Below are 23194 nucleotides of genomic sequence, written 5' to 3' on the forward strand. Positions count from 1 at the left end.
CGCGACCCGGCCGCCGGGAAGCGGGCTCACAGCTCCGCCCGCCGCTCGGCCAGTGTGCGCGCGAGATCGGCGAGCCTGACGTTGAGCTCCTGAGACGAGCGGCGCAGGATGTCGAACGCCTCGTCGGCGCTGACGCCGCGGCGTTCCATGAGGATGCCCTTCGCCTGGCCGATCACGTCGCGGCTCTGCAGCGCCTCGCGTAACTGGGCGGACTCGAGGTCCGCCGCGGAGGCCGTCCGGACGGCGTGCAGCGCGATCGCGGCGTGGGAAGCGAGCACGAGCGCGATGTCCCGGTCCGCGGCGTCGAGACCGTGCGCGCGGTAGGAGTAGAGGTTGAGCGCGCCCGCCCTGGGCAGGTCGGAAACGGGCAGCAACGCGGTCGACAGCACGGCGTGCACACCCAGTTCGGCCGCGGCCGGGCCCCAGCGCGGCCACCGCTCACCGCTGGCCAGCTCGTCGCTGCGAGCGGTGCCGTCGCCTGCCGGATCCGCGGCGTGGACGCATGGTCCCTCTCCGGTGCGGTACTGCAGGTGGTCGAGCTCGGCGGCGACGGGGTCGGTGCGCACCGGCGTGCTGTACTCGCCCCGGGAGTTCCGCAGCGTGATGCTGGCCAGGTCGGCGCCGGGCACGACGCGCCTGGCGGTGTCCACCACGTTGTCCAGCACGTCCGGCACCGTGCGGGCCGCCAGCAGCCGCGCCGCGAGGTCCACGAACTCGCCGGCGAGCGGGCCGTTCAGCGGCGTGGCGTCGTCGTGGAACCGTTCGCGTTCGAGTTCCCATTCGCGTTCGGCAACGATCCGGCTCACCTCGCTCTCCGGCGGCGGCTACCCGGGCCCCGATGCCGCCAAACGCGAGTCCCCCGCTCCCGCGGTCAGGACGTGCGGTGCTCGGCGAGGAGCTGGGCGAGCGTGTGGACCGGTGAGCTGTCCAGCTTGTGCCGGTGTGCGTCGTAGCGGTCGCGGGTGGTGCGGATGTCGGCGTGCCCGAGCAGGTCCTGCACCCGCTGCACGGGCACCCCGTGGGCGAGCAGCAGCGTGCCGGTGGTGCGGCGCGCGGTGTGCGGGGAGATGCTGTCGGCGGCGGCCAGCCCCGCCTGCGCGGCGAGCCTGCGGAGGGTCTGCCAGACGTCGCGCTGCCGCAGCGGCTTCCCGCCCGGCTTGGCGGGATCGTGCGGGTGGGGTGTGGTCGCCAGCAGCGGCCCGGACAGCCGTTCCGCCGGCACGGCCTCGCGCCGGGCGCGGACGGCGAGGTAACCGGCGAGCGGGCGCAGCGCGGGTGCGACGACCGGCACGAAGTCGCGTTGCCCGCCCTTGCCGGTGTAGCGCAGGATCGTGTGCCCGGAGTCGGTGTCCAGATCGGCTACGGTCGCGGTCGTGATGCCGGAGACGCGCAGCCCGGTGTAGAAGAGCAGGGCGATGAGCGCGGCGTCCCGCCACGAGGCCTCCGTGTCGTTGCGCCGCGCCCGCGCCTCGGCGTGGTCGAGCAGCTTCGCGGCGGAGCGCTCGTCGAGCGCGGGCAGGGGAGAGGCCTTGGCCCGTTTCGGCCGGGCGACGGCGCCGATGGGGTTGGTGTCGGCGACGTCGTTGGACTGCAGGTAGCGGTACCAGCTGGAGACACCGGCCAGCGTGCGCGCGACCGTCGACGGTGCGGCGGGCCGGGGCAGGCCGTCGCGGCCGGTCACGGTCAGGGTGGCCTTCCAGGCGTCGACGTCGGCCCGCCGGGCCCGCAGCGGGTCGAGACCGTTGCGGGCACACCAGGTCAGCCACGCGGCGAGGTCGGCGTAGTAGGCGCGCCGCGTGTGCTCGCTCTTGTCCGCGGCGAGCCAGAGCAGGGTGACGTGCCGGACGGCGTACCGGTCGCCGGGGTCGGCGGGTGGGAGCGCGGGCAGGTGCTCCACCGCCTCGGCGAGCGCGTCCTGGTCGGCGCGGCGGGCGACGAGTTCGGTGGCGGAGGACGGGTCGGTCATCACGCTGATTCTGCACCGCGAGACGGACGTGACCGTGGTGCCCCGCTGGCACGGGGCACCACGGTCACGTCAACCGGAGGTGATCAGTGGACCGGCTGCAGCACGACCTGGTCCCTACCGGACAGCGCGGGCACGCCCTCGGCGCCCGGATCGGTGTAGGTCGCGGTGAACACGCCGCGCAGGTCGTCGTGTTCGGGGTCGTGGCCGGACGGGTCCGTGGTCTCGATGGACCCGGTGCAGCCGACTGCCGTCGTCTGCGCGTGGGCGTGGTCGTTGTGGCCGAGTGCGTAGGTCACCTCGACCCGCGAGCAGTCGACCGGCTGGTCGTCGGTCACCTCCACCTCGAACTCGACCACGTCGCCGAAGCTGAAGGTCTGCCCATCGACCGGCTTGACCAGCTCCACCACCGGGGCGGTGTTGCCGACCACGATCTCGACCTCGGCCGAGGCCGAGCGGCCGCGATGCTTGCCGCCGACGTCGGTCACCTGCAGGGTCGCGGTGTAGACACCGTTCTCCGTGTAGGTGTGCGTGGCGTTCGGCTGCCGCGAGTCCACGGTGCCGTCGGAGTCGAAGTCCCATGCGTACCGCAGACGGTCACCGTCGGCGTCCTCCGTGCCCTCGCTCGAGAAGGCGACGGTCAGTGGCGCCTGCCCGTTCGTCACGTCGGCCGACGCCTTCGGGGTCGGCGTGTGGTTGCCACCCGGCCCGATGTAGTCGATACGGGCGACCTGCGCCTCCGGCAGCTCACGGAAGTAGCCCCTGCCGTACTCGAGGACGTAGAGCGCGCCGTCGGGACCGAACTCCATGTCGATCGCGCCGGACACCGGGATCGACGGCACGACGTCCTCGATGGACGCGAGCTGCCCGGACGCGTCGAGCCGGAAACCCTTGATGTAGTCGCGGGTCCATTCGTAGAACAGCGGCATACCGTCGTAGTACTCCGGCCACGCGACGGGGGCGCGGCCCCGGGTGTCCCGCGCGTCGTAGTCGTACGCGGGCCCGGCCATCGGCCCGATGCCGCCGGTGCCGAGCTCGGGGAACCGCTCGGACTGGCCGTAGCTGTACCATACGTCGGGCTGCTCGACCGGCGGCAGCTCGGTCAGGCCGGTGTTGTGCGGCGACTCGTTGACCGGGTTGGCGCAGTCGAACGGCGCACCGGACTGCTGGGTGGCGAAGTCGTAGTCGACGTACGGCATGTCCGGCGTGACGCAGTATGGCCAGCCGTGGTTGCCCGCTTCGGTGGCGACGAACCACTTTCCGTGCCCGGCGGGCCCGCGCTGCGGGCTCGCCGACCTGGCGTCCGGCGAGTAGTCGGCGACGTAGAGGTCACCGTTGCCGTTGACCTCGATCCGGAACGGGTTGCGCAGCCCCATCAGGTAGATCTCGGGGCGGGTTTTCGGGGTACCCGGCTCGAACAGGTTGCCCTCGGGGATCGTGTAGGAGCCGTCCTTCTCCACGTGGATGCGCAGGACCTTGCCGCGCAGGTCGTTCGTGTTCGCCGAGGTGCGCTGCGCGTCGTAGGCGGGGTTGCGGTTCTCCCGCTCGTCGATCGGGGCGTAACCGTCGGAGGAGAACGGGTTGGTGTCGTCGCCGGTGGACAGGTACAGGTTGCCCTCGCCGTCGAAGGCGATGTCCCCACCGACGTGGCAGCAGATACCGCGGTCTTCCTTCACCTCGAGGATCTGCTGCTCGGTGGAGAGGTCGAGCTTGTTACCGACGAGCTGGAATCGGGAAAGCCGCTGCACGCCCTCGAACTTCGCGAAGTCGGCCGGGGTGCCGGTGGCCGGGGCGTCACCCTCGTTGATGTCGGGTGTGGACGGATCGTCGACCGGGGTGTCCATCGGCGGGGCGTAGTAGAGGTACACCCACCGGTTGCTCTTGCCGTTGAAGCCGGGGTCGACGGCGACGCTCTGCAGCCCTTCCTCGTCGTGGCTGTAGACGTCCAGCTCCGCAGCGAGGGTGTTGAGTCCGGTGTCGGGGTCGTGCAACCACAGCTCGCCGCCGCGCGTGGTGTGCAGGACGCGGGTATCGGGCAGGACGGCGAGGTCGATGGGCTCGCCCGGGGTGTCGTTGAGGGTCACCTTCTGGAACGCCGAGTCGGCGGGCGGCTCTGGTTCGGCCGTCGATGCCGCTGGTGCCACGGCCAGGGCCGCGCCCGCGGCGGCGACCACGGCCACCATGCGTGATGCTCGCATGGTCACCTACCTCTCTTGTCTGTATTCCGTTGGGGGAGGGGAGGGTTCGTCCGGGGTTGTGGGGCCGTTCGGCTCCGTCCTCAGAAGCGCAGGCCGCGGAGGTAGCGGTAGCCGACCTCGGCGGTCTGCAGCGGGGTGACGTCGGGGGTGTCGTTCTCGACGATGTACTCGAGCACCGAGTGGGCGCGGAAGATCCGGCGGAAGTCGATCATGCCGGTGCCGAGGTCGGCCATGTCGCCGGTGTCGGCGTGGCGGTCCTTGACGTGGTACTGCAGGACCCGCTGGGGCGCGCACCGGATGACGTCGATGGTGAAGCCCTCCGGGTCCTCGGCGCCGTCACCGCTCTCGATGCCGCCCCGCACCGCCCAGTACAGGTCGATCTCGAGGTGCACCAGCCGCGGGTCCAGTTCGGACGTCAGCACGTCCCACGGCGTCTTGCCGTTGCCGAGATCGATGGTGAACTCGTGGGCGTGGTTGTGGTAGCCGTAGCGGATACCGGCCGAGCGGGCGACCTCGGCCTCCCGGTTCATCGCCTCGGCCCAGCGCTTCCAGTCGTCGCCGTTCGAGGAGTTCAGGTACGGCACGACCATGAAGGACTGGCCGAGGGTGACGGCGTTCGCCACCTTGGTCTCGAGCTGGGCCTGGCTGCCGCTGATGCCGTCGTGGCTCGACGTCGCGGAGATGCCGAGCTCGTCATAGAAGGCCCGCAGCTCACCGGCGGTGCGGCCGAAGTAGCCGAGCGCCTGCTCCACCTTGGGGTAGCCGAGCGCGGCGATACGACGCAGGGTCTCGTCGAAGCCGGGCGATCCCCGCAGCGCGTCCCGCACGGTCCACAGCTGGATGCTGATCAACCCCGGTGGAACGCGGCGCCTCCCGGTCACGCGGGTCGTGGCCTGCGCGGCCGTCCCGCCGAGGCCGGCCCCCACCAGCGCCGCACCGGCCATGCCCGCCATCGCTCCCCGGAGCATCGACCGGCGGCTGAGCCCCCGTTCCGCGAGTGACTGGCCGAGCGCGGACTCACCGTCGAATCCGTAACACATGGGACTCCTACCTCTCTCGATCGGGATCGCCTGAGCTTCGACAGCCCGGCGTGACCTCCCGGACAGGGCCGCGAGTGCGCGGGCACCGGAACGCCTCCGCAGACCGGCGGGTGCCCGCACCTTTTCGCATGGCACGGAACAGTAAGCGCACTTTTGATTACGGTCAACATAGGTCTGTGTCCTATGAACTGAAGGATGCGCTCAGTGATCGCATTCGAGCCGACAAACGGCAGAACAGCACGGGGGCTCCGGACGACGGCGATGAAGTCGGAAAAACCTGTCGCGGGGGTGTCGATCCGGGGCATGCTCGTTCGACGCGTGGGCAGGACGCGGCGAGGGCCCCGTCCGCAGGGACACGGAAAGGACTCCGACATGAGGTTCATGCTGATCGTCAAGGCGAACGAGGAGACCGAGGCGGGCGTCATGCCCACCGAGCAGGAGCTGGCCGAGATGGGCAGGTTCAACGAGGAACTGGTGAACGCGGGCATCATGCTGGCCGGGGACGGCCTGCAGCCCAGCTCCGCGGGCGCGCGGGTCACCTTCTCCGGCGGGCGCCCCTCGGTGACCGACGGACCGTTCACCGAGGCCAAGGAACTCATCGCCGGGTACTGGGTCATCGATGTGAAGTCGCGCGACGAGGCGATCGAATGGGCGCGCCGGGTGCCCTTCCAGGAGGGCGAGATCGAGGTGCGCAAGGTCTTCGAGACCGAGGACTTCGGCGAGGCCGCCACGCCGGAGATCAGGGAGCACGAGCAGCGGCTCCGCGAGCGGATCGCCGAGCAGCGCGACTGAGGGCCGTCATGCGCGGGGTGGGATACGCGCGCGTCGCTTGCCGAGGACGGTGTCAGCTGCTCTGATGGGCGGTTGTGACGACCGTTGCTCCGGACATCCACCGCACGATCGACGCGGTGTGGCGCATCGAGTCCGCCCGGCTCGTCGCCGGCCTGGCCCGCATGGTGCACGACGTGGGGCTCGCGGAGGAGCTGGCGCAGGACGCGCTCGTGTCGGCGCTGGAGCAGTGGCCGGACTCGGGTGTCCCGGACAACCCGGGCGCCTGGCTCATGGCCGTCGGCAAGCGGCGCGCGATCGACCAGATCCGCAGGCAGGACCGGCTGGAGCGCAAGGTCGAGGAGATCGGCCGCGATTTGGAGACCCGGCAGGTCGCGGCCGGCCCCGACGACGTGGAGGAGATCCAGGACGACCTGCTGCGGCTGGTGTTCACCTCCTGCCACCCCGTGCTGTCGACGGAGGCCAGGGTCGCGCTGACACTGCGCCTGCTGGGCGGGCTGACCACCGACGAGATCGCCCGCGCGTTCCTCGTGCCGGAGGCGACGGTCGCGCAGCGCATCGTGCGGGCCAAGCGGACGCTGACGAAGAAGAAGGTGCCCTTCGAGGTGCCCGCCGGAGCGGAACTGACCGAACGCCTCTCCTCGGTCCTCGAGGTCATCTACCTGATCTTCAACGAGGGCTACTCCGCGACCACCGGCGAGCACTGGACACGGCCCGAGCTGTGCGCCGACGCGATGCGGCTCGCCCGCATGCTCGCCCGGCTGGCACCCCACGAGCCCGAGGTGCACGGGCTCGTCGCGCTGCTGGAGATCCAGGCCTCGCGCATCCGTGCCCGGACCGGCCCCGAGGGGGAGCCGGTCCTGCTGCTCGACCAGGACCGGGCGCGCTGGGATCAGCTGCTGATCCGCAGGGGACTCGCGGCGCTGGACCGCGCCGAGAGCCTGACCGACACCCCCGGCCCGTACACGCTGCAGGCCGCGATCGCGGCCTGCCACGCCCGCGCTCGCCGCCAGGAGGACACCGACTGGGTCCGGATCGCCGCGCTCTACACCGCCCTGGCACAGCGGATGCCGTCCCCGGTGGTCGAGCTGAACCGGGCGGTGGCGCTGTCGATGGCGTTCGGCCCCGCGGCCGGGCTGGAGCTGGTGGACGAGCTGGTCGGCGATCCCGCCCTGCGGGGTTACCACCTGCTGCCCAGCGTCCGTGGCGACCTGCTGCGGAAGCTGGGCCGGGACGCCGAGGCGCGCGCGGAGTTCGAACGCGCCGCCGAGCTCACCCGCAACGCGCGCGAGCGGAACCTGCTCCTGGAGCGGGCGCGGGCCTGTGCCGAGCGAGCCGGTCAGCCGACCGGCTGACGTTTCCGCCGCAGCAGCGCCCGCTCGGCCTCGTTGTCGGTGCGGGCGAGCGCGGCGTCGTAGGCGTCCCTGGCCTCGCGGTCCCGGCCGAGCCGGTGCAGCAGATCGGCGCGCACGGCGTGGAACAGGTGGTGCCGCTCCAGCCGCGACCCGAGTTCGTCGACGAGTCCGAGCGCGGCGGCCGGTCCCTCGACCTCGGCCACCGCCACGGCCCGGTGCAGCGACACGATGGGGCTGGGAGCCAGCACGGCGAGCTGGTCGTAGAGCCGGACGATCTGCGACCAGTCGGTGTCCTGCACGGTCGCGGCCTCGCTGTGGACGGCGTTGATCGCGGCCTGGATCTGGTACGGCCCCGGCTGGTCGCGCCGCAGGCATTGCCGGACCAGGGCCTGGCCCTCCGCGATGAGGTCGCGGTCCCAGCGGGCGCGGTCCTGGTCGGCCAGCAGCACCGGGTCGCCCTCCGGCGTGGTGCGGGCGGACCGCCGCGCCTCGGTCAGCAGCATCAGCGCCAGCAGACCCCGCACCTCGGGCTCGTCGGGCATGAGCTCGGCCAGCAGCCTGCCGAGCCGGATCGCCTCCGCGCACAGGTCGTCGCGGACGAGCGCGTCGCCCGAGGTCGCCGTGTGCCCCTCGGTGAAGACGAGGTAGACGACGGCGAGCACGGCCCTGAGGCGGCCGGGCAGGTCGGCGTCCCTCGGCACCCGGTACGGGATGCGCGCGTCCCGGATCTTGTTCTTCGCCCGCACCAGCCGCTGCGCCATGGTCGGCTCCGGCACCAGGAACGCCCGCGCGATCTCCACCGTGGTGAGCCCGCCCAGCAGGCGCAGAGTGAGCGCCACCTGCGCGGGTGTGGCGAGCGCGGGGTGGCAGCAGGTGAAGATGAGGCGCAGTCGGTCGTCCCGCACGGGTCCCTCCTCGGCCGGTTCGGTGGGGGCGTGCAGCAGCTGAGCCTCGGCGTGCCGGTCGGCGCGGGACGCCTCGCGGCGCAGGCGGTCGATCGCGCGGTTGCGGGCCGTGGTGATGATCCATCCGGCCGGGCTCGGCGGCAGCCCCTCGGCAGGCCACCGCCGGACGGCCTCGGTGAACGCCTCCTGCACCATCTCCTCGGCGAGGTCGATGTCACCGAACGCCCGGATCAGGGAAGCCACGGCACGGCCGTGCTCCGCCCGGAAGACCTGGCCGATCTCCGCCGGTGTGGCCGCCGGCGCCATTCCCGCTCCCTCCGCTCACGCTGCTGTCCGCTCACCCCTCACACGAACGGCGAGCCCTCGGATCGACAGCGTACGGCCGGACGGCCGGAACCGGCTGTCCCCGGCACGGCGGCGCACCGAGCTGGTGAGGGGGAAACGTCGTTCTCACCACGTTTGCCGCTCCCGAGCCGCCGGGCGTCACCGGGCCAGCAGTGCGCGCAGCGCCTTGGCGATGTCGGCGGGACCCTCCTCGGCCATGAAGTGGCCGCACGTGACGGTGTCGTGGTGCAGGTCGGGCGCCCACGCCCGCCAGCGGGCCGCGGCGTCGAAGCCGAGGGCCGCGCCCCAGTCCTGCTGGAGCACCGACACCGGCATCCGCAGCCGCTCGCCCGCGGCGCGGTCGGCGCGATCGTGCTCGACGTCGATCCCGGCGGAGGCACGGTAGTCGGCCACGATCGACGGCACGGCGGAGCGGCAGGCGTCGAGGTAGGCGGCGCGCACGTCGGCGGGGATCGCCTCCGGATCCCGCGTCCAGCTGTCGAGGAAGTAGGCGAAGAACTCGTCGGCGCTCGCCGAGATCATGCGTTCGGGCAGGCCGGGCGGCTGGGCCATCAGGTAGAGGTGGAACCCGACGGCGGCGCCGACCCCGTGCAGGACGTCCCACATGTCCAGCGTGGGCAGCACGTCCAGGCACGCCAGGTGGGTGATCGCGTCCGGGTGGTCGAGCCCCGCGCGGAACGCGACCAGCGCGCCCCGGTCGTGGCCCGCGAGCGCGAACCGGTCATGCCCCAGCGCGCGGGCGAGCGCGACGACGTCGGCTGCCATCGTGCGCTTGGCGTAGCGGGTGCCGTCGGTCTCGGCGGGCTTGTCGCTGGCGCCGTAGCCGCGCAGGTCCGGGCAGATCACGGTGTGGTCGGCGGCGAGGTCGGCCGCGACATGCCGCCACATCAGGTGGGTCTGGGGAAAGCCGTGCAGCAGCACGATCGGCGTTCCGGTGCCGCCGACCGCGGCGTGCAGCGACACGCCGTCGGCGACGGGCACGCGCTGGTGGTCGAAGCCGGCGAGGACAGGTGTCATGGTGGCGCCCTTTCGTGGGAGGTGAGAACCCGTATCGGCGCCGTCAGCGTGCCGGGCGTGAATGAGCAGCGGATGAGCGCGCTACCGTGACGCGGGATCTCGTCGGGAGGGCGGACGCGTGCGGGTCACGTTCGAGGTGCTCGGGCCCGTGGTGGCACGCGACGGCGCCGGGACGCGGCTGGACCTGCGCGGCCCCCGGCACCGGGCGGTGCTCGCCCGCCTGCTCCTCGCGCGCGGCCGGGTCGTTCCCGTCACGCGGCTGGTGGACGACCTCTGGCCGGACCCGCCGCCGGACGCGGTGGGCGCGGTCCGCACGTTCGTGGCCGCGCTGCGCCGTGCGCTGGAACCCGACCGTCCGCGCCGCGCCCCCGCCCGGCTGCTGGTCACCGAAGGCCCCGGGTACGCGTTGCGGGCCGACCCGGACACCGTGGACGCCTGGCGCTTCGAGCGAGTCGTGACCGAGTCGTCGGCGTCGTCGGCGTCGTCGGTGTCGCCGGTGTCGTCGGCGTTGCCGCGGGCGGCGGTCGCCGCCCGGCTGGAGGAGGCACTGGGCTGGTGGCGCGGCACCGCCTACGCGGACGTCGCCGACGAACCGTGGGCCCGCGCGGACCGGGCGCGGCTCGCGGAGCTGCGCCTGCATGCGGTCGAACTGCTGGCCGAGGCCCGGCTGGCCCTCGGCCACGCCGCCGAGGTGGCGGCCGACCTGGATGCGCATGTCGCCGAACATCCCTGGCGGGAGGAGGCGTGGCGGTTGCTGGCGCTGGCGCTGTACCGCACCGGCCGCCAGGGCGACGCGCTCGCCGTGCTCCGCAGGGCCCGGAGCCTGCTGGCCGACCAGCTGGGTGTCGACCCCGGTCCCCGGCTGCGGGACCTGGAAGCGGACATCCTCGCGCACGCCGAGCACCTGGAGCGCGGGCCGGAGGACGCGGTCGGCCGGGTGTGGGCCGAGGCGGCGGCCGCCTACGACCGGACGGTGTCGTCCGGCGCGCGCGCACGGCTGGAGTCCACGATGGACCTGTTGCGCACGCTGGCGGTGACCGGCGGTGGCGGCCTGCTGACCGCCCGGCGGCACCGGGTCGCGGCCGTCGCGGCGGCCGAGGAGCTGGGAGACTCCGAGCTGACGGCACGGGTGATCGGCGCCTACGACGTCCCGGCGATCTGGATGCGGGTGGACGACCCGGGGGAGGCGGCGCGCGTGGTCGCCGCGGCCGAGCGGGTGCTGCCCGCGCTGGCGCCGGGGCGGCACGACGCCGTGCGCGCCCGGCTGCTGGCGACGATCGCGGTGGAGTCGCGCGGCACCCGCGCGCCCCGGGGTGGCGAGGCCGCCCGGCTGGCTGAGGAGATCGCCCGCAGGCTGGACGATCCGGCACTGCTGGCGTTCGCGCTCAACGGTGTCTTCATGCAGAGCTGTCACCGCGCCGGCCTGGCTGCCCGGCGGGACGGTGTCGGAGCCGAGCTGATCGCCGTGTCCACGCGGCACGGGCTCGTCACGTACGAGGTGCTCGGACATCTGGTGCGGTTGCAGGCCCGCGCCGCGCTGGCGGACTTCACCGGCGCCGACGGCCACGCGGAGGCCGCCGACCAGCTCGCCCGAAGGCATGACCTGCCGCTGGTCGACGTGTTCACGCGGTGGTACTCCGCCCTGCGGCTCGACGCGGCCGGAACCGCGCGGGCCGCCGAGGTGGAGGCCGCGTACCGCGACGCCGCTCGCCTGCTGGACGGCGCCGGCATGCCCGGGCTCGCGGACGGCCTGCTGCCGCTGGCGTTACTGTGCGCGCGGGTGCGGCGCGGGCGGCCCGCGCCCACCGGGGACGTCGGCTGGGGACCGTACGCACCATGGGCCCGCCCGCTGGTGCTGCTGGCCCGGGACCGGCGCGCGGACGCGGCCGCCGCGCTGCGGGAGGTCCCGGATCCGCCGCCGGACCTGCTGCAGGAGGCGCTGTGGTGCCTGGCGGGGCGGGCGGCTGTCGCGCTCGGCGACCGGCGGGCCGCTGAGCGCGCCGCCGACGCGCTCCGCCCGGCGGCGGGGGAGCTGGCCGGGGCGGGCAGCGGCCTGCTCACGGTGGGCCCGGTGGCCGAGCATCTGGCACGGCTCGACGACGTGCTCGGCGGCCGCGCCCGGTAGCGGTTCACCCGGTCGCGCAGGCGGTGATGAGCTCCGCCGCGGCGTCCGGCTGGTCCTCGGTGACGTAGGTGTAGGAGTCCTCGATCGTGTCCAGCTTCGCGCCGAGGTCGCGGGCGTACCGTTCCGCGTGGTCGAGCGGGAAGACGCGGTCCTCCGCGGCCCAGATCATCCGGACCGGAACGGGCCGGTGCCGGGTGAGGTGCCGCGCGGCGTCCTGGACGAAGCGGGCCGACACCGCTCCGATGGCCTTGCGCCCGTCGAACCGGATGTCCCGGCGGTCCAGCACGGGCCGCACGTAGCTGTTCATCGTGGCGGCGTCGATCGGGTACTTGGCCAGCCAGCCGTAGGTGTTGTACCAGCGCCAGCTGCGCGGCCAGCGGAGCACCTGGTAGAGCGCGCGGTAGCTCAGCGGGTGCGCCGCGGTCGCCTTGAGCAGGCTGAAGCCACCCGGGGTGGGCGGCCAGGTGTCCTCGGGCGTCTCGCCGGAGGACAGGACCAGCCTGCCGATCCGCTCGGGGTGGTGCGCCGCGACGAGCTGGCTGTAGGCGCTGCCGGAGTCGTTGCCCACCAGGGTCACGTCGTGCAGGTCGAGCTCGCGCAGCAGGTCGGCGATGAGCCGCGCGATGCCGGGCGGCGACAGATCCGCGTCGCGGTGCACCGGGACGGCATGGGAGCCCAGCGGAAGGTCGGGGGTGACGCACCGGAAGCGCGCCGCCAGCCGGGGAACGACCTTGCGCCACAGGTTGGCGTTGACCAGGTAGCCGTGTGCGAACACGAGCACCGGGCCTTCGCCACGCTCGTGGAAGCGCACGGTGCCGGACGGCAGCCGCACCGCACGCGGTTCCCCGAGCCGGGGGTCTCGCCAGTCGTTCATGCTTCACCTCCGTAGTTCTTGTAACCATTGCAAGAACTATCGGTACGGTAGCGGGTGCACGGCACTGTCGCAACGACGGCAAGATTGGCGGCCATGGACCCCCGGAAGCAGCGCACGATCGACGCCCTGCTGCGCGCGGCCGAGGAGATCTTCGCCGTGCGCGGCGTGGACGACACCACGGTGGAGGAGATCGCGACGAAGGCGGGCGTCGCGGTCGGCTCGATCTACAACCACTTCGGTTCGAAGGCGGGACTGCACGCCGCCGTGGTGGAGTGCGCGCTCGGGGCCGATCGCGACCACATGGACCGGGCGTACACGGCCGGCCGGTCGCCCGTCGAGCAGCTCTACGCCGCCGCGGACGAGTACCTGGAGTTCTACCTCGCCCACCCGGACTACTTCCGGATGCTGGCCTTCCCCCACGCACCGGGCCAGTACGCGGCCGGACGGGACCTCGCCGACCGACTGGCGCATTCGGTCGACCAGCAGAACCGGCGGCTGGTCGAGGCACTGCGCGCCGGGACGGCGAACGGCACGCTGCGGGCGGTCGACCCGGAACGGACGGCCACGATCCTCTGGGCCTCGTGGAACGGCGTGATCAGCCTCGGCTGGCGGCCGGACCGGCTGCGCCGCACGGAGGCCGAGCTGCGGGAGCTCCTGCACACCGCGACCGACGTGGTGGCCCACGGCCTGCTGGCCCGGTAGGCCCGCCCCGCGCCGGGCGGTGGGCCGGTCACGCGGCCGTCCACACGCCCAGCTCGTTGCCACTGGGGTCGCGGAAGTGAAAGCGGCGCCCACCGGGGAAGGCGAACGGTTCCTGGACCACCATGCCGCCCGCCGCGCGGACGGCACGCACACTCGCGTCCAGGTCGGCCGAGTAGAGGAGCACGAGCGGCCCGCCGGTGGTGACGTGGTCGGTGCGGCGGAACCCGCCCGCCTCGTGGGCTGCGTCGCCCCTGCCGCGGAAGCCGACGTAGGCCAGGCCGTCGCCGTAGTCGGTGAACGTCCAGCCGAAGGCGCTGCCGTAGAACGCCTTGGCGGCGGCGAAGTCGGTGACCGCGAGCTCGACGTAGTCGGGTGCGTGGTGGGTGTGCGTGGCGAAGTCGGTCATGCCCGGGACTCTGCCCGGTGCCCCCGACAGTTTCGGTCGGCTACCCCGCCGACAACGCGGTGACCAGCTCGTCGAGTCCGTCGCACCGCCAGTCGAAGAGATCGGAGCCCTCCGGCGGGTCCCCGGCCGCCCGCCGGACGTAGGCGGTCCGCATGCCCGCCGCCTGGGCGGCGCGGAGGTCCCACGCGTGGGCGGCCACCATGAGCACGCGTTCCGGCGGGCACCCGGCAGTGTCGAGGGCGAGCTGGTAGACCTCCGGCGCCGGTTTGTAGGTCAGGACGGCGTCGGCGGACAGCGCCTGGTGCCAGCGGAGCCCGGCATGCGCGCCGAGCCGCAGGAGCGTGGTACGGCTCGCGTTGGACAGTCCCACCACGGGCCACCGCCGCGCGAGCAGGTCGAGGCCGACGGCCGAGTCGCGCCAGGCGGGCAGGCGCCGGCTCGCGGTGGCCAGCCGGGCTGTCGCGGCCGGATCGGTGAGTCCGGCGTGGCCGGCCACCTGCTGCGCGGCCTCGGCGTCGAGGACGTCGCTGGGCACGAACGCGCGCTGCCCCCGGCCGATGCGCCGCTGTTCGCGCGCGACGTGCTCCTGCCACACGGTCACGAGCTCGTCGACGGGCGCGGTGGCGGACGCGGGCAGCGCGTCGCGTATCGCCGCCCGGAGCCCGCCGGGCTCGTCGACCAGGGTGCCGAGGACGTCGAAGACGACGACCTCGATGTCTCGGGTTCCCGCCATGCCACCCTCCACGTGTCACCTGTTCAACTGGTGACGGATCTTGCCCCAGCGGCCGTCACCGGTCAAGATGGTGACGTGGAGTTCGCCTTCGTGAGCGGCAACCCCGCCCTCGACCTCGCCGCCACGGTGGGGTCGCGCCGGGACGAGCCGGTCGACCTGCTGGCCACACCCGGGGACCTCGAGCGGTGGGTGGCCCGGTGCGGCGAGTTGCCCGACCGGGTCACCGCGGACCCCGCGACGTTCGAGTCCGCGCTGGCCCTGCGCGAGGCGATCTACCGGCTCGCGCTCGACCGCGTGCTCGGCCGGCGGTTCGATCCGGGCAGCCTCGCGATCGTCAACGCCGCGGCCGCCGGGCCGGTGCTCACGATCGAGCTGGGCGACGGGGGCCTGCGGATGTCGGGAGACCTCCGCGCGGTGCTCTCGCACCTCGCGCGGAGCGCGATGGCCGTGCTCGCCGACCCCCACGCCTGCCTCAAGGAATGCGGTCGCGCCGGATGCACGCGCATCTACCTCGACCGCTCCCGCGGAGCCCGGCGCACCTGGTGCGGAATGGACCAGTGCGGCAACCGGGTCAAGGCCGCGGCCTACCGGGCCCGCCGGCGGTCGGGGCGGCGGGACCGCGGCGACGGCCTCGCCCATCCCGGTGGCCCGGCATGACGGATCGGGCAGGTCGGCCGGAGCCGACTTTCACCAATCCCGCGCGGTGCAGGCCCACCCCTGAACCGCCGCCACGACCGACGGCACCTGCGGACCCATGACCAGGACTGGACACAGGTCCGCACGTCCGGTGCGGCGCCAGGTCACACCCGGCCGTTCCGCCGCGTGCACCACGGCCGCTGATTTGCGGTTTCGGCAACGAAGGTTGCCAACGTGCGCGCGCTGCGGCAGGTTGGCGACCGAAGTGATCATCCGACTCGACGACTCGCGACGGTGAGGAATATGGACGCTCAGTTCTGGGACGAACGGTATCGGAGCCGCGACCGGCTGTTCAGCGGCGCACCCAACGGGGTGCTCGTCGCCGAGGTCACCGGCCTGCCGCCCGGACAGGCCCTGGACGTGGGATGCGGTGAAGGCGCCGACGCGCTGTGGCTGGCCCGGCGGGGCTGGCAGGTCACCGCCATCGACGTCTCCCGGGTCGCCCTGGAGCGCGCCGCCGCCGCGGCGGACGAGGACATCGCGGGCCGCGTGGCGTGGGTCCAGGCGGACGTGACCACCTCCGCACCCCCGGCCGGTGCGTTCGACCTGGTGTCCGTCCAGTACTTCCCGCTCCCGCGCCGGCCGGACCACGCGGCGCTGCACGGCCTGCTGGACGCCGTCGCACCCGGCGGCACCCTGCTCTTCGTCGGGCACGACCTCACCGACCTGCCCCCGCGCCTGGAGAACGGGGTGGCCCCTGCCGACTACTACCAGCCGGCGGACATCGCCAAGCTCCTCGCGGACGACTGGACCGTCCTGGTCGACGAGACCCGCCCGCGCACGGCCCCCGCTCCCGCGGGCACGCACCACACCCACGACACCGTGCTGCGGGCGCGCCGCCTGCGGTGAACCGGCGCGCCGGGCCGTGGCGGATCGTCACCGCTGCCCCGGGCGCGCCCGGCGCAGGAGGCCGGCAGCGTGCGGCACAGCACGAACACCGACCTGTTCCGCCAGACGTCCCACAGTCCCTCGTCTCAGCCGCCCGGCGGCTCCTCGACCGGCCGCCAACCGTCGTCCGTGCGTTCCACGAGGTAGGGGCCGCGCAGGCGGCTGCGGCTGGGCAGGGCGTCGGCGATGGCCCGCTGCACCTGGCGCACCTGGGCGGCCCCGGCGCCGAGGGTGAGGGTGAGGTGTGCAGGCGGGTTCGCGCCGAACCTCCCGTGGTAGGGCAGTTGCCGCGGATACTGGCGGCGGAGCCACGTGGCCGCGGGGTCCAGTTCGGGCACGGCGATGCCGAGGAACCCGTCGTCGCCGAGCAGCAGGTCGCGCAGCTCGACCTCGCCGGACAGGTCGTCGCCGAGGCCGCGCAGCTCGGCGAGTACGTCCGGGTCCGGGTCGGGACCGGGGTAGAGCAGGGACACGTGGGCCGGCAGTGGTCGCACCAGTTCGGGTGCGCAGCGGCGGACGTGGTCGAGCAGCGGTTCGGCGTCGGGCAGCAACGCGAGGATCGCGGTCGTACGGTCCGTGATGGCGGCCTCCCTGGGATCGCTCTGGGCAGTGCCGTCTCCAGTGTTCCGCGTTCGGGTGCCGGAGCCCGCTCACGCGCGCGAAGCGGGGGAGCGGCAGTCCCCGCATCGCTCTGCCGCAGGTCCGCACCTCCACTACTCTGTGATAACGTGTAGCGGTACTCGTTACTACGTAGTACCGAGTGGGCGAAGGGGACCTGTGGATGGATGGCCTGAGAGAGATGTTGAAGGGCACGCTTGAGGGCTGCGTGCTGGAGATCATCGGCAGTGAGCAGACCTACGGGTATGCCATCACGCGCCGGTTGAACGAACTCGGCTTCGACGACGTCCTCGAGGGAACGGTCTACACCATCCTGCTGCGACTGGAGAAGAACGGTCTGGTCGAGGTGACGAAACGACCGTCCGGGCAGGGTCCGCCGCGCAAGTTCTACGCGCTCAACGACGCGGGGCGCGAGGAACTCGGCAGGTTCTGGGCGAAATGGGAGTACCTCTCATCGCGAATCGACAAGCTCAAGGAGGGCGGGAGATGAACTTCTGGGAGACCATCACGGGTAGTGATCTCACCAGGGAATGGGAGGCGTTCGAGGCCAGGGCCGAGGCGTTGCCCGCCGACTATCGGGCGGCGTGGGGACAGGTCAAGGCGCATCTGTCGCCTTACTCGGGGTTCACGGGCCGCAACCTGATGCCGGTTCTCGACGGTGCCCTGGGACTGCTCGAGGAGACTGCGGCCGACGGGCAGAGCGTTGACGAGGTGCTGGGTGACGACATCGCGGGCTTCTGCGCGGCGCTGGCCGGCGGGGAGGGGGCTCGTAGCTATCGCGACCGGTGGCGCGCGCAGTTGAACAGGAACGTCGCACGGAAACTGGGCCGGCTGGGAGGCTGACGTGGGCATTCAGGACATCATCGAAGGAAAGAAGCAGTGGCGGGCACACATGGCGCGGGTCAAGGCGCTTCCACCGGACTACCAGGTCGTCTACCGGGAGATGCAGAAATACCTGTTCAAGGTCGGACCGGTCGATCTGTCTGACGGGCAGCCGCTCTCCGGAATCGTCGACTTCTTCGAGGAGGGCGCCGCGACCGGCAAGGGAGTCCTGGAACTCATCGGCAAGGACGTCGCTGCCTTCTGCGACGACCTGATCAAGGACTCGCGCACCTACGCGGACATCTATCAGGAGTCCCTCAGCCAGGAAACCGGCACGGCCGGGAATTGACATCCGCCGAGCCGAGGTACCGGCTCCGGTGCGTCGGCACCGCTCGCCGCCTGCAGGGCCCCGGTTTCTGCACCGGCACCGAGCACCTCACCGCGGACCTTCAGTGCCGCGACCTGGTCGTCGACGAGGACTCTGGTCACGGCGTCCGCGTTGGCCGTGCTCAGCCTTGACCGGCGGGCAGGTTCTCCGCTGCCCAGCGCCGTCCCGGCTCCGGGTCGACGCCGAAGCGCTCGGCGTAGCGTTCGTGGATCTCCCTCCACGGTTTGTGCGCCTCCTCCTCGGAGAGGTGCTCACCGGCGAGATGAGGCTCGAGTCGCGAGAGGTAGATCTCCCAGCCGGTGGCGGTCTGCGCTGCCGGAAGGTCGTCGATGACGTGCGTGAAGACCAGCCGGCAGCCGCCGTCCGCGGCGAACAGCTCGAAGCTCTGCGGCTGGCCGGCAAACGTCCACGCCAGGCGATGCGGTGCCTCGACCTCGGTCACGTCGAGGGTCGCACCGCCGAGGTCGATGGTCTCGCCCTTCGCCGGGGTCCAGTCGGCCGCACCGGGAAAGAAGCGCTCCAGCTCCGCTGGCACGCTGACCGCCTGCCACACGCGTTCGATCGGGTGGGCGAGCGGGAGCTCGAAACGCAACGCGGGGCGCCCGTCGATCGTCTCCAGGGTTCCGTAAGCCGTGGTCTCGGTCATGTGGTGGTGTCCTTTCGCGGCCGCGCGGTCGGCGATCGCCTCGTGCACGTCGATCACGGGGCCGACAATAGGCAAGTGCTGACTTGCATATCAACCGGCATCGCCCGTCGGGCAACGGAACACCGGGGCGAATCCCGTCGCGTAGGCCCGGCTTGGCCGGACACCTCGATGTCGCCCGCCGTCCAGTACCGGGGGCAGGCACGGTGCCCACGGCAGTCGAACGTGCCCGGAGCATGCGTTCGAGCTGACCATTGTCTGCGGATGGCCAGGTAAGCTACGCGGCCGACGCGGAGGGGGAGACTGTGACTCACACGCCGGCCGTCGACTCGTCCAACGCCGATCAGCTCCGCTCCTGGGACGGTGCCAGTGGAGCCTTCTGGACTGAGCGGGCCGAACGCTTCGACCAGGGCATGGCCGGCTACCACGACACGCTGTTGCGAGCGGCCGGTATTCGGCCGGACTCGGTGGTACTGGACATCGGATGCGGCAGTGGTCAGGTCACCCGCGATGCGGCGCGCATCGCCCGCGAAGGCTCGGCGCTGGGCGTCGACCTGTCGTCGACGCTGCTGGCTCTCGCGCGCACACTGGCCGCGAAGGACCAGTTGACCAACGCGATGTTCGTCCAAGCGGATGCGCAGGTCCATGACTTCGGTGCGGCGCGCTTCGACGTCGCCGTGAGTCGGCACGGCACGATGTTCTTCGGGGATCGGCAGGCGGCCTTCGCCAACATCGCGCGCGCCATCCGGCCGGGTGGCCGATTCGTGCAGCTGACCTGGCAGGCGCTCGACCGCAATGAGGGCATCAGCACGTTCCGCACCATCGCGTCCGGCGGCCGTGAACTCCCACCGCCACCACCCGAGGCTCCGACGCCATTCTCGTTGAGCGACCCGGACCGAGTACGCCAGCTGCTGCGGGGAGCAGGCTTCGTGGACGTCGAGATGACAGGCCTCACCGCGCCCATGTACTACGGCCGGGATGTCGACGACGCGTTCCATTTCATCGCCAGCCACTTCGCCTCGGCCTTTGGCCAGCTCGACGACGAATCCCGAGTCCGCGCCCTCGACGCCCTCAAGGCCGACATCGCCGACCACCTCACCGACCGAGGCGTGCTGTACGGCGCGGCACACTGGCTTATCCACGCACGCCGAGCCTGAACAGCCCGGTGACGCCGGGTCCCGGTCGCCGTGAACGTGTGGCGAGGCGGCTGACCAGCGGTCCCGGCAGCCCACGTGCCGGTCGGGGCGGTGTGGCGGGTACGCACGGCGACCGGTCCCGCGAGGGCCGGCTCCGTCGACATCGAGAGCGAACGCGCGTACCCGGCCCCACTGTCGCCGAGGCCGGGTACGCGCGACGTGCTCCATCGCCCGCGCTGGTAAGAGCCGGTCCAGCGGCTCAACTCCGGCATTCCCGGAGTCCCGCCAGACCTCGGTAGCGCGCGGCCCTCCGCCACGGACTCCGCGTTCGGCGGGCCTTCCGGTTCCTGCTCCCGCGGACCGCGGGACGGTCGCCGCCACCACCTCGCCGGTGCCCAGAGATCCCCAGCGCAAAAAGCCCGCTCCGGCCCGTTCCGCCGGACCTGCTCCGCGGCCACGCGTCGTTATCGGCTCCCGGAGCCCTCCGGCGAGCATCCGGCCGCGGTCTCCTCGGCATCCCGATCCCGTACACCGTGATAAGGGGCATTATCACGGTATGTTTCTCTCATCTGGTTTCACAGTATTGCGTGTCGCTAAACCAGTTTCACTAACGCGTGCGCGAAACTGTAGGGGTGACGGAAGAGCAGGTCAGCGAGGTGGAACCGCAGGTGGACGAGCTGGGGGAGGCGCGCTGCGCCCTGGACGGATGCGACAACCCGTTGCCACCCCCCGCGGTCGACGAGCACGGACGGCGCAAGGGCGGGCGACCGTCGTCGTACTGCTGCAAGGCTCACGCGGACGCCGCCTCCCGCGCCCGGCGCGCCGCGCAGACGGCGGCGGTGGTGGATCCGCTCGTGGAACTGCGCCGGACCGTGGAGGCCTTCGCGCCCGCGGTGGAGCCACTGCGGGAGGCGCTGCGGTCGATGGACGAGCGGCTGGGCGAGGCGGAGAACGCGGCGATCGCCCACGTGCGGCAGTCCGAGCAGCAGGCGCTGTCGGCCCGGACCGAGGCCGAGGAGGCGGTCCGCAGGGCGGAGCAGGCGGAGCGGGCGCGGGACCGGGCGCTGGCCAAGGCCAGGGACGACCGGGACGCGCGGACGGAGGCGGAGAAGGCGGCGCAGCGGGCGCTGGCCGAGGCGGAGCAGATCCAGCGCGACGCGTGGGCGAAGGTCGCGCAACATGAGCGGGCCAGGGGAGCGGCGGAGTCGGCGGCCGCGACGGCGGCGCAGGCCAGGGACGAGCTCGCCCAGCAGCTCAGGGCGGCGCGGGAACAGGAGGAGCACGCCCGCGCGGCCAGGGCCGACCTGGCCGATCGCCTCCAGGCGGCCCAGGAGGAGCTGCGGGATCTGCGCGCGGCGCACACACTCGCCACGGAGCGCCTCGACGCCGCGACCGCCCGGGTGGCCGCCACCGAGACCTCGCTCGACCACGCGCGCCGCGAGACCGGGCAGGCCAGGGAGGAGACCGCCGCGCTCCGGGCCGAACTGGAACGGGTCCGCGAGGAACTGGCCACCGAGCGCGCGGCGCGGCAGGTCGCCGAGACCCGGGCGAGCAACGCCGACGCGGCGCTGGCCGAGGCCCGGACGCAGGTGAGCGCCCTGCGGGGTGAGCTCGACCAGGCACACGCGCGGGTCGACCGGCTGCTCGCCGAACGCGAAGCCCAGCAGGCCGCCGGGACGGGCGAGGGAAGCGAGGGCCACGCGTCGTCCGGCTGACTCCCCGCGCCATCCACCCCGCGCCGAGGCGTCGGCACGGGGTGGCAGCCGACGGAGAGTCGGGGCGTCCCGCGGATGCGATGCGGGCGAGGTCATCCGGGCCCAGTTCCGCTGACGGCCGTCCAGGTCGCGTGCCCCGGTTCAGTCGCGGGATCGTCCCTCGAGCGCTCCCGCGAGGGCCGCGGCGATGAGGGCGACCGCCCGGTCGTCGTCGTGGGCCAGCTGCCGCAGGGCGTCCTGGGCCAGTGCCGTCGGCATCTCGACGAGTGCCTGGGTCAGGCGTATCCGCACCGCGGAGTCCGCGGGGTGCGCGGCGAGCTCGCCGGCGAGTGCGTTCATGATCCGTTCCGCGCGCTCGGGGTCCCGGGACAGCTCGCCCAGGACCTCGGCCGCCTCGACGTCGTTCACCCCCTCGACCACCATCTCGACGAGTGCCGGCTCGGCCGCGGTCACGCCACGCCTGCCCACTGCGAGCGCGGCATGCCTGCGGACTGTCGGGTCGGAGTCGCCGAGTGCGTCCCCGAGCACCGCGGTCGCCTCGTCACCGGGCAGCTCGGCGATCGCCAGGACCGCACGCCGCCGGATGTCGACGTCCTCCGCGTACACCCCGGACGCCACGCTCGGCACACCGTCATCACCCGCCCGCGCGAGCGCCCACCGCAGGGCGCCCGCGACGTTCGGATCGGACTCGGCGAGGACCGCCCTGGCCAGCAGCTCGGTGGGAACCGGCACGTCCTCGGCCGGGGCCAGGAGGGCCTGCTGCCTGCGTGCGGCGCTGGGCGAGCCGAGCCCGTGCAGGAGCTCGACGATGCGCAGCACGTCCGGCCAGCCGGAGGGCGCCGAGGCGTCGATCGTGCGGAGCCGCTCGAGCAGTTCCCGCTCCCGCTCCAGCCGGTCTTCGGTCCGCCGGATGAGGTCACCGACCAGTGTGGACGGCGCGAAGGCGGGGTCCCGCAGAGCGCGCCCGATCTGCCGCAGCGACAGTCCCAGGGACCGCAGACCTTCCACGTGGAAGATCCGCCGGACGTCCTCCGCCGAGTACTCGCGGTAGCCACCGACGGTGCGGCCCGTCGGTCGCACCAGCCCGAGGGAGTCGTAATGCCGGAGCATCCGGGCACTCACCCCGGAGCGGCGGGCCACCTCGCCGATCAGCACCGTGTTCCCTTCGCGGTTTCCGGGCCGAGCGCGACGATCCGTTTCGCCTCGTCGACGGCCGCGTCGAAATCGGCGTCCGGGTCGCGGAGGAGGATCTCCGTGGCCCGGGCATGCGCACGCACCGCCGGGTCGTCACTGGCCAGTCCCGTCCGCAGAGCGGGCTCGCTCACGTCGCCGAGCGCGACCAGAGCCCGGCTGAGACTCCGTTGCAGATCCCGGTCCCCGCGACCGAGCTGCGCGGCCAGGTCCTCGGCCAGCTCCCGATTCTCGCCCTCGGGCACGAGCACGACGGCAGCCCGCCACGCGCTGCGCGCGACCTCGTCGTCGGCGTCATGCAGCAGCGACCGCGTGATCGCGGGCCACGCGCCGCGGTCTCCGATCTTGGACAGCGTGTGCAACGCCTGGCTTCGTGCCTGAGCGCGCTCGGAACGAAGCTCCTGGAGGAGTCTGGGCACCGTGGTCTCCGCCGGGAACCGGGTCAGCGCCCACGTGAGCATGTCGCGTACGAAGAAGTCCGGCTCGATCGCGCACCGCGCCACGAGTGCGTCGACGAAGGCGGGGTCGGCTCGCGTGCCGATCGCCAGAGCCGCCTCGAGACGCGTCGACGAGCTTCCGGCGCGCAACGCGTCGCGCAGGCGGGTGTCCTGCGGGTTCTCGTGAGTCGGGTTGATGAGATCACCT

The 23194-nt window shown here is 72.7% G+C and carries 24 protein-coding genes; 11 read left to right on the forward strand and 13 right to left on the reverse strand.

The window, feature by feature from the left end; translation table 11 throughout:
* Positions 1 to 26 precede the first annotated feature (26 nt).
* From B0I33_RS23000 to B0I33_RS23015, 4 genes are all read right to left on the reverse strand, one after another.
* Positions 27 to 797 (reverse strand): GAF and ANTAR domain-containing protein, encoded by a 771-nt coding sequence (locus tag B0I33_RS23000; RefSeq protein WP_106181146.1) that lies wholly within the window; start codon positions 795 to 797, stop codon positions 27 to 29.
* A gap of 74 nt (positions 798 to 871) precedes the next feature.
* Entirely contained in the window at positions 872 to 1966 is a 1095-nt protein-coding gene (locus B0I33_RS23005) for a tyrosine-type recombinase/integrase (RefSeq protein WP_106180945.1), read from the reverse strand.
* Between the two features lie 83 nt (positions 1967 to 2049).
* Complete coding sequence (locus tag B0I33_RS23010) at positions 2050 to 4161, reverse strand: PQQ-dependent sugar dehydrogenase (RefSeq protein WP_106180946.1); 2112 nt, start codon at positions 4159 to 4161, stop codon at positions 2050 to 2052.
* 80 nt (positions 4162 to 4241) lie between these two features.
* Positions 4242 to 5201, reverse strand: coding sequence for a sugar phosphate isomerase/epimerase family protein (locus B0I33_RS23015; RefSeq protein WP_106180947.1), 960 nt, complete (start codon positions 5199 to 5201; stop codon positions 4242 to 4244).
* A gap of 372 nt (positions 5202 to 5573) precedes the next feature.
* Here B0I33_RS23015 and B0I33_RS23020 point away from each other — a divergent pair, with 372 nt between their 5' ends.
* Both B0I33_RS23020 and B0I33_RS23025 read left to right on the forward strand, forming a co-directional pair.
* Positions 5574 to 5993 (forward strand): YciI family protein, encoded by a 420-nt coding sequence (locus tag B0I33_RS23020; protein ID WP_106180948.1) that lies wholly within the window; start codon positions 5574 to 5576, stop codon positions 5991 to 5993.
* A gap of 74 nt (positions 5994 to 6067) precedes the next feature.
* A complete protein-coding gene (locus tag B0I33_RS23025) occupies positions 6068 to 7345 on the forward strand; it encodes an RNA polymerase sigma factor (protein ID WP_245900958.1) in 1278 nt (425 codons plus the stop codon).
* Here the strand turns inward: B0I33_RS23025 and B0I33_RS23030 are convergent.
* On the reverse strand, positions 7330 to 8556 hold the full coding sequence (locus B0I33_RS23030; protein WP_106180949.1) for an RNA polymerase sigma factor: 1227 nt from the start codon (positions 8554 to 8556) through the stop codon (positions 7330 to 7332). The genes B0I33_RS23025 and B0I33_RS23030 overlap by 16 nt on opposite strands.
* 177 nt (positions 8557 to 8733) lie before the next feature.
* Positions 8734 to 9612, reverse strand: coding sequence for an alpha/beta hydrolase (locus B0I33_RS23035; protein WP_106180950.1), 879 nt, complete (start codon positions 9610 to 9612; stop codon positions 8734 to 8736).
* 118 nt (positions 9613 to 9730) lie between these two features.
* On the opposite strand from B0I33_RS23035, the gene B0I33_RS23040 reads away from it, so the two are divergent.
* Positions 9731 to 11737, forward strand: a complete 2007-nt coding sequence (locus B0I33_RS23040) for an AfsR/SARP family transcriptional regulator (protein WP_106180951.1) — start codon at positions 9731 to 9733, stop codon at positions 11735 to 11737.
* A 4-nt stretch (positions 11738 to 11741) separates the two neighbouring features.
* Here B0I33_RS23040 and B0I33_RS23045 read toward each other — a convergent pair whose 3' ends face one another.
* Positions 11742 to 12611, reverse strand: a complete 870-nt coding sequence (locus tag B0I33_RS23045) for an alpha/beta fold hydrolase (RefSeq protein WP_106180952.1) — start codon at positions 12609 to 12611, stop codon at positions 11742 to 11744.
* Between the two features lie 93 nt (positions 12612 to 12704).
* Here B0I33_RS23045 and B0I33_RS23050 point away from each other — a divergent pair, with 93 nt between their 5' ends.
* Entirely contained in the window at positions 12705 to 13313 is a 609-nt protein-coding gene (locus B0I33_RS23050; RefSeq protein ID WP_106180953.1) for a TetR/AcrR family transcriptional regulator, read from the forward strand.
* Between the two features lie 28 nt (positions 13314 to 13341).
* On the opposite strand, the gene B0I33_RS23055 is transcribed toward B0I33_RS23050, so the two are convergent.
* On the reverse strand, positions 13342 to 13719 hold the full coding sequence (locus B0I33_RS23055) for a VOC family protein (RefSeq protein WP_106180954.1): 378 nt from the start codon (positions 13717 to 13719) through the stop codon (positions 13342 to 13344).
* A gap of 40 nt (positions 13720 to 13759) precedes the next feature.
* A complete protein-coding gene (locus B0I33_RS23060) occupies positions 13760 to 14452 on the reverse strand; it encodes a haloacid dehalogenase type II (RefSeq protein ID WP_106181148.1) in 693 nt (230 codons plus the stop codon).
* Between the two features lie 75 nt (positions 14453 to 14527).
* Here B0I33_RS23060 and B0I33_RS23065 point away from each other — a divergent pair, with 75 nt between their 5' ends.
* The gene (locus tag B0I33_RS23065; RefSeq protein ID WP_181193423.1) at positions 14528 to 15109 is read left to right on the forward strand and encodes a CGNR zinc finger domain-containing protein; all 582 of its coding nucleotides are present in this window, start codon (positions 14528 to 14530) and stop codon (positions 15107 to 15109) included.
* Between the two features lie 282 nt (positions 15110 to 15391).
* Positions 15392 to 15997 carry a class I SAM-dependent methyltransferase gene (locus B0I33_RS23070; RefSeq protein ID WP_106180955.1) on the forward strand — a complete coding sequence of 202 codons (606 nt, stop codon included), beginning with the start codon at positions 15392 to 15394 and terminating at the stop codon, positions 15995 to 15997.
* A 125-nt stretch (positions 15998 to 16122) separates the two neighbouring features.
* On the opposite strand, the gene B0I33_RS23075 is transcribed toward B0I33_RS23070, so the two are convergent.
* The gene (locus tag B0I33_RS23075) at positions 16123 to 16587 is read right to left on the reverse strand and encodes a 2'-5' RNA ligase family protein (RefSeq protein WP_106180956.1); all 465 of its coding nucleotides are present in this window, start codon (positions 16585 to 16587) and stop codon (positions 16123 to 16125) included.
* 230 nt (positions 16588 to 16817) lie between these two features.
* Here B0I33_RS23075 and B0I33_RS23080 point away from each other — a divergent pair, with 230 nt between their 5' ends.
* From B0I33_RS23080 to B0I33_RS23090, 3 genes are read left to right on the forward strand one after another with little or no spacing between them, the layout of a single operon-like run.
* Positions 16818 to 17144 (forward strand): PadR family transcriptional regulator, encoded by a 327-nt coding sequence (locus B0I33_RS23080; protein ID WP_106181150.1) that lies wholly within the window; start codon positions 16818 to 16820, stop codon positions 17142 to 17144.
* The gene (locus B0I33_RS23085; RefSeq protein ID WP_106180957.1) at positions 17141 to 17497 is read left to right on the forward strand and encodes a DUF1048 domain-containing protein; all 357 of its coding nucleotides are present in this window, start codon (positions 17141 to 17143) and stop codon (positions 17495 to 17497) included. The genes B0I33_RS23080 and B0I33_RS23085 overlap by 4 nt, the downstream gene beginning before the upstream one ends.
* Before the next feature lies 1 nt (position 17498).
* Positions 17499 to 17825 (forward strand): DUF1048 domain-containing protein, encoded by a 327-nt coding sequence (locus tag B0I33_RS23090; RefSeq protein WP_106180958.1) that lies wholly within the window; start codon positions 17499 to 17501, stop codon positions 17823 to 17825.
* Between the two features lie 160 nt (positions 17826 to 17985).
* Here the strand turns inward: B0I33_RS23090 and B0I33_RS23095 are convergent, their stop codons facing one another.
* Positions 17986 to 18567 (reverse strand): SRPBCC domain-containing protein, encoded by a 582-nt coding sequence (locus B0I33_RS23095; RefSeq protein ID WP_219927247.1) that lies wholly within the window; start codon positions 18565 to 18567, stop codon positions 17986 to 17988.
* Positions 18568 to 18812: 245 nt separating this feature from the next.
* On the opposite strand from B0I33_RS23095, the gene B0I33_RS23100 reads away from it, so the two are divergent.
* Together B0I33_RS23100 and B0I33_RS23105 are read left to right on the forward strand one after the other, a co-directional pair.
* Positions 18813 to 19664, forward strand: coding sequence for a class I SAM-dependent methyltransferase (locus B0I33_RS23100; protein WP_106181152.1), 852 nt, complete (start codon positions 18813 to 18815; stop codon positions 19662 to 19664).
* 611 nt (positions 19665 to 20275) lie between these two features.
* A complete protein-coding gene (locus B0I33_RS23105) occupies positions 20276 to 21358 on the forward strand; it encodes a coiled-coil domain-containing protein (protein WP_245900959.1) in 1083 nt (360 codons plus the stop codon).
* A 141-nt stretch (positions 21359 to 21499) separates the two neighbouring features.
* Here B0I33_RS23105 and B0I33_RS23110 read toward each other — a convergent pair whose 3' ends face one another.
* Together B0I33_RS23110 and B0I33_RS23115 are read right to left on the reverse strand one after the other, a co-directional pair.
* A complete protein-coding gene (locus B0I33_RS23110; protein ID WP_106180959.1) occupies positions 21500 to 22513 on the reverse strand; it encodes a MerR family transcriptional regulator in 1014 nt (337 codons plus the stop codon).
* Complete coding sequence (locus B0I33_RS23115; RefSeq protein WP_181193432.1) at positions 22507 to 23184, reverse strand: HEAT repeat domain-containing protein; 678 nt, start codon at positions 23182 to 23184, stop codon at positions 22507 to 22509. Before B0I33_RS23115 ends, B0I33_RS23110 begins: the two co-directional genes overlap by 7 nt.
* Positions 23185 to 23194: the final 10 nt, after the last annotated feature.

The organism is Prauserella shujinwangii (genome assembly GCF_003001955.1).
GTDB classification, from domain to species: Bacteria; Actinomycetota; Actinomycetes; order Mycobacteriales; family Pseudonocardiaceae; genus Qaidamihabitans; species Qaidamihabitans shujinwangii.